The organism is Romboutsia sp. 13368 (assembly GCF_018336475.1).
In the GTDB taxonomy this organism is placed as follows: Bacteria; Bacillota; Clostridia; order Peptostreptococcales; family Peptostreptococcaceae; genus Romboutsia.
The window spans coordinates 900,358-900,571 of the sequence record NZ_CP048741.1 but is presented as its reverse complement, the minus strand read 5'-3'; the positions used below and the strand labels follow the sequence as shown (position 1 = coordinate 900,571).

Annotated in this window: 1 protein-coding gene; it reads right to left on the bottom strand. The window is 23.4% G+C overall.

Features of this window, described 5'->3' with window-relative positions; translation table 11 throughout:
- Positions 1-214, bottom strand: a 214-nt coding sequence (locus G3997_RS03620) for a hypothetical protein (protein ID WP_296648240.1), incomplete at both ends; no start/stop codon positions are given.

Here is a 214-nt window from a genome sequence, read left to right as displayed (position 1 = left end):
AGTCTTTTGCATTTTCTTTGTTGCTATAGAATTCTTTAAAGGAATTATATATGTCATCTTCATCTATTTTTAGCTTTATATTTCCATTATTATAAAATGCCCATAGTAAAGGTATTTTGTAGCTTTTTTCTGTTCTTGTTTTTTTTATTGTATTTATAAAGTCTATTGCTTCTTGATCTAAGTTGTTATGAGTATGTTCTTTTATATAAAATGT